We start from the raw sequence: 5,278 nt of genomic DNA on the forward strand, positions 1-5,278 counted from the left end.
GGGGTGGGCGGCTAATCGTGATTCGAACATAAGCGCCGCGCGCTTGAGGGGATTTTTACTTCATGCTGATGGCCTATCGAGGCTTAAGCCGGCCCTGCCTCAACAAAAATTTTCGCATTCCAATGAAGGCCCTGCCCCGTCTTTTTGTCCTGGGTGCGTTGTTGGCAACTTCCGGTTGCCAATACTTCAACTTCGGTCAGTCGAGCTCATTCAGCGTGTCGCAAAGCGGCAACGCCGCCTTGATCGACTTGAAACCAACCCGACACATCCATACAGAGAGCCCGTCTCGCTCGGCGCCTGTGGTAAGGATCAATCCTTATCTTGGGAACGCTGACTTTATTTGCGGCCCGAGCGGCTTTGGACAGCAATCGCATTGCTTCGCCAGAAGTGCCGGGGCGGTCGCCGAGAACATCTAGCCACGATGCGCAATCTCGACCCGGCGTCTTGCTGACGTTGCTTCGAGGCTTCAAGGATGATGCCGAGAGCCTCTCCCGGCCTGCTGCCGCAATTCGATGAACGCGGCGCCGTTACCAAGCTTTCCGGGGCAGCGTCTCACCGCTGATGCGCCCTGTGCGCCCACTCCTTGGTTAACCATTCGCAAAGACGTGAGGTTAACAAAACGCTAATTTAGTTGACTACCCCCGACACAGGTATATCTTCGTATGCGTTGGGTGTGCAATTTGGGCGAGCAGTCTGCGGTGGTGGCAACCGACTCGTGGATCGCGACTTAGGGGCGGAAGGGACGCTTATGCGGCGAAGACAAGCCGTAGAGCGACAGCCTCGCGAACTCAGAAAAGTATGACGCACATCAGTGCAGGCGGTTCTGCCTCTGCGGAGGAATCGCCGTTGTGACCTGGTCGGGCAATGCCCGTCCCGGAACGGTAGTGTGTGTGCGTACGAGGTTGGCATGAATAGGGTCATCAAAGTTCTGAAGCCGGTTCGATCGGGTCGAAAAAGCATCGATCGCGGCCGGGCCCTGGTCACCGGCGGAGCGGGATTCCTGGGTTCTCATTTGTGCGAGCGGCTGCTTGCGGACGGCTATGAAGTCATCGCCCTGGACAATTTCCACACCGGCAAAAGATACAACCTAGCCGGTATCGCGCGCGACGCCGCCTTCACCTGCATCAGCCACGACGTTGTCGATGCCTTGCCGATGGATATCGCCGTCGACGAGATCTACAACCTCGCCTGCCCGGCGTCCCCGCCTCACTACCAGGCCGATCCCATCCACACGTTCAAGACCAGCGTGCTCGGGGCAATCAACCTTCTGGAACTTGCCCGGCGCCACAACGCCAAGATATTCCAGGCCTCGACCTCCGAGGTTTATGGCGACCCGCTGGTTCATCCGCAGCCCGAAGGCTATTTCGGCAACGTCAACACGCATGGCCCGCGCGCCTGCTACGATGAAGGCAAGCGCTCGGCCGAAACGCTGTTCTTTGACTATGCGAGAACCTACGGCCTCGATATCCGGGTGGCGCGCATCTTCAACACCTATGGGCCGCGCATGCGGCCCGATGACGGTCGCGTGGTGTCCAATTTCATCGTCCAGGCACTGCGCGGGGACGATATCACCGTCTATGGCAACGGCACCCAGACGCGCTCCTTCTGCTATGTCGAAGACTTGATCGAAGGGTTTATGCGGCTGATGCGGTCGCCCGCGGGGCCGAACCATCCGGTCAACCTCGGAAACCCCGGCGAGTTCACCGTCATGGAACTGGCCGAATTCGTCCTCGATTACACCAATTCCCGCTCGCGGATCGTGCACAGGCCGCTGCCCGTCGACGATCCCCGGCAGCGCAAACCCGACATTTCCTTCGCCAGGCAGCATCTCGGCTGGGAGCCGAGAATCGCGCTCAGCGAAGGATTGTCCCACACCACGGCCTATTTCGAAGCCCTGCTGGGCCGCCGGCAGCCCGGGACCTCACGCGGCGACCATCTGTCCTCCGGCGGGGCTTTGGCGCTATGAGTGCCCGCCCCATCCTGGTGACGGGCGGCGCCGGCTTCATCGGCGGCCACACCTGCAAGCAGCTGGCGGCGGCCGGCTACCTGCCGGTGGTCTACGACAATCTCAGCCGCGGCAACGAGAAAGCGGTGGCCTGGGGGCCGCTGGTGGTCGGCGATATCCGCGACCGCGGCGCGCTCGAGCGGGCCATCGCCAGCCACAGGCCGCAGGCGGTCGTCCACTTCGCCGCGCTCGCCTATGTCGGCGAGTCGGTCAGTGACCCGGCGGACTATTATTCGGTCAATGTCGCCGGCACGATCGCCGTGCTCGAGGCCGCGCGGGCGAACGGCATCGGCAACATCATCTTCTCCTCCAGCTGCGCGACCTATGGCATGCCCGAGGCGCTGCCCGTGCGCGAGACCTCGTCGCAGAACCCGATCAGCCCTTACGGCCGCAGCAAGCTGATGGGCGAACAGATCATCAAGGACCATGCCGCGGCCTATGGGATGAAATACGCGATCCTGCGCTACTTCAACGCCTGCGGCGCCGACCCCGACGGCGAGCTTGGCGAATGGCACACGCCGGAAACCCATCTCATTCCCAGGGTGTTGATGGCGGCGTCCGGCATGATCGAGGCGATCGAGGTTTTCGGCACCGACTACGAGACAGCGGACGGCACCTGCGTGCGCGACTACATCCATGTCGGCGACCTCGCCCGGGCGCATCTCAAGGCCCTCATGCATCTGGAGGCCGGCGGCAAAAGCCTTGCTGTCAACCTTGGCACCGGCCGCGGGGTCTCGATCAGGCAGATCATGGAGGCGGTCGAGCGGATCACATCGCGGCCGGTCCCGGTCATGTACAAGGCGCGACGCCCCGGCGATCCGGCCGGGCTTTTCGCCGACCCCGGCCTTGCCCGCGAACAGCTGGGCTTCGTGGCGCAACTTTCCGACATCGACACTATCGTCAGGACGGCCGCACCCTTTTTCGGGCTCGGTCCGGCCTTGCGCGATTCCGGCGCTTCGGCCGCCATGCCGCGCGCATTGCGCGCGCCGCGCGGCGCGAACGTCAATCAGAAACGCCGGCCCGCAAGGCCGGCGGTCGGCCCTGTGAGTAATGTGTCGGGGCGCGGGCTCGCTGAGTTCGGCTAAGGCCGGCTCAGCGAGCCTCCACTTTCCAGATCCAGCGTCACGCTTGCTCGGCCCAAAATTGGCCGAGCATTGACGCTGCGTCAGCTCTTGGTGTCGATCAATTTGCGGGCAGCTTCAAATTGAGCACCCTTGGTGTTGCCCGCCTCGAACTTCTGGTGCTCGTCGGCGGGATCGTCCTTGGCGTGCTTGAAATCATACCACGTGCCATCGGGATCCTTGCGCTGCTCGATGTTGCCCTTGTCGACACGATGGCTGTAGCAGGTACGCTGCGGCTTGGTGGAGTAGGTCTTGGACCGCCAGGCAAGTTCCATGCACATCTTGCCCTTTTCCGTTACCAGCCAGCGGCCTTCGCCGACGGCCGGCGAATCTTCCCCCTTCGTCCAGGCATGCAGGCGCCTGTCCATTCCGAAATAGGCGGCGCCGTTCTTCCAGTTCCAGGTGCGGTCGGCGTAGAGAAGCTGCAGCTCGAAAGCCGTCGGAGCAATGTCGGGCTTGGCAGCGGCCTCGACGGCCGCACCGGTCTTCGCCGGAGCCGCGCCGGCGGCGCCGCTAAAAGCAAGCTGGCCGCAGGCGACCAGGAGCGGAACCAGCCAGCCGCCTCTGGCAAGCCGATCGGCCCTGCTCAACTCAAGTCGACTCCGTTCGGATGCCGAAGTGGCTTCAGCTGTCGTTCCGATGCGCGTGCACATATCAATACCCCCTCTCGACCCCGACACGGCGGGGCCGATGAACCATGATCTGGAAGATGTTTCTTCGGGGCCTGCCGCGAGCCGTCACGATGCCCGGGCCTGTCGGCCCAATGGCGGCGCGATCAGCGCCCTTGAGCCTATTAACAGCCGCGCGCGGCCCGATGTCAACTGAGTCGAGGCCCAAGTGATCACTACAAGCCGTTAGTTAACCAGGGATATTACAATGTTGTATAGTCTGACCTTGCCTGGGCGATTGGATGTCGCCAGAATAGCTTCGGCAGGGGGCTGCTCCACATGTTAGACAGCGCAGAAACAAGTGAGTTGCGAGGCGCGACGGCCGGCGGCAAGCCGAGACTGTTGCCGCTGGCAATGGTTCGTCGAACCTCATGACGCAGTGATCGACCACCTCGACAAGACTGCGACCAAGCTTGTGGATTCGGATACGATGCTGGTCTATAGGATCACCCGCCCGTGACGGCGCGCCCGTCGAGCCGCGTCGGCGAAGCGACCCGCGGATAAAGGCGTGAATTGTCGAACCACCGGATAAGCCGCTCCAACGCGGCGGTGGCGCCATCGGAGAATTGGTTGAAGCGAGCGATATCGATAATCGTCACACTGGCGCTGCTGGCATGGCTTGCCAGCGATCAGCGCTGGAAGATGGTTGGCGATGCCTTCGCCTCCATCACGCCCGGCGCCTTCGTGGCGGTCGCGGCAGCGCTGTTCGTCACCTATGTGCTCAGGGCGCTGCGCGTCTGCGACGAGTTCCGCGACGATGTGAACGGCCGCTTCGGCGCCGCGCTGCGTATCATCCTGATCCACAATGCCATGATCAACGTCGTTCCCTTCCGCGGCGGCGAGACGGCCTTTCCGATCCTGTTGCGTCAGGTGTTCGGCGTGTCGATCGTGCGCGCCAGCGCCTCTCTTCTCTGGTTCAGGCTGCAGGACGCTTTCGTCGTCGGCGTGCTGGCCTGCCTCGTTTGGCCGGGCCTCCATCTGGCGCTGCGGGCCGCCGGCATTGCGGCGCTGATCGCCGCCGCCTGGTACCTGCCGCGCTGGGCCCGCGCGCCGCACAACTGGACAGCCGGCGGCAGGATCGTCTCCAAGCTCGGCAAATTGCGCGACATCTTCACTGAGGCGACGGGGCGCTCGCGCTATGGCTGGTGGTGGACGATCGCCAACTGGGCGCTGAAGCTCGGCGTGCAGGGCTGGCTGCTCGCCATGCTGCTCAACACCTCGTTCCAGACCGCCTTTCCCGGCGCCGTCGGCGCGGAGGCAGCCGCCATCCTGCCAGTGCAGGGCGTCGCCGGCTTCGGCACCTATGAGGCGGGCGCCGCCGCGGCGCTGCTCTATTCCGGCATTGCCATGAAGGACGGCTTGCAGGCGGCGCTCGCGCTGCATCTCTTCATCCTGTGCTCGGCGGTCGCAACCGGTGCGATCGCCTGGCTGTTCCCCTCGAAATCGACGCTGCCGGAAACCCCGGCGGCGGGACCGGCAAGGAA

At 63.5% G+C, this 5,278-nt stretch carries 5 protein-coding genes; 4 read left to right on the top strand and 1 reads right to left on the bottom strand.

What is annotated here, in order from left to right; all coding sequences use genetic code 11:
* The first annotated feature begins 62 nt into the window (after positions 1 to 62).
* The 3 genes from EOA27_RS20325 to galE all read left to right on the top strand — a co-directional run bounded on the left by EOA27_RS20325 (position 63) and on the right by galE (position 3,090).
* Positions 63 to 416, top strand: coding sequence for a hypothetical protein (locus EOA27_RS20325; protein WP_126078217.1), 354 nt, complete (start codon positions 63 to 65; stop codon positions 414 to 416).
* A gap of 491 nt (positions 417 to 907) precedes the next feature.
* Complete coding sequence (locus EOA27_RS20330) at positions 908 to 1,966, top strand: UDP-glucuronic acid decarboxylase family protein (RefSeq protein ID WP_126078218.1); 1,059 nt, start codon at positions 908 to 910, stop codon at positions 1,964 to 1,966.
* Positions 1,963 to 3,090: a UDP-glucose 4-epimerase GalE gene (galE, locus tag EOA27_RS20335; protein WP_126078219.1), complete on the top strand. Its 1,128-nt coding sequence runs from the start codon at positions 1,963 to 1,965 to the stop codon at positions 3,088 to 3,090. Before EOA27_RS20330 ends, galE begins: the two co-directional genes overlap by 4 nt.
* A gap of 80 nt (positions 3,091 to 3,170) precedes the next feature.
* On the opposite strand, the gene EOA27_RS20340 is transcribed toward galE, so the two are convergent.
* Entirely contained in the window at positions 3,171 to 3,716 is a 546-nt protein-coding gene (locus tag EOA27_RS20340; RefSeq protein WP_245463232.1) for a DUF995 domain-containing protein, read from the bottom strand.
* 648 nt (positions 3,717 to 4,364) lie between these two features.
* Here EOA27_RS20340 and EOA27_RS20345 point away from each other — a divergent pair.
* A partial coding sequence (locus EOA27_RS20345; RefSeq protein ID WP_127256994.1) for a lysylphosphatidylglycerol synthase domain-containing protein occupies positions 4,365 to 5,278 on the top strand: 914 nt, incomplete at its 3' end.

Origin of the sequence: Mesorhizobium sp. M2A.F.Ca.ET.037.01.1.1 (genome assembly GCF_003998075.1) — a bacterium.
Taxonomy (GTDB): domain Bacteria; phylum Pseudomonadota; class Alphaproteobacteria; order Rhizobiales; family Rhizobiaceae; genus Mesorhizobium.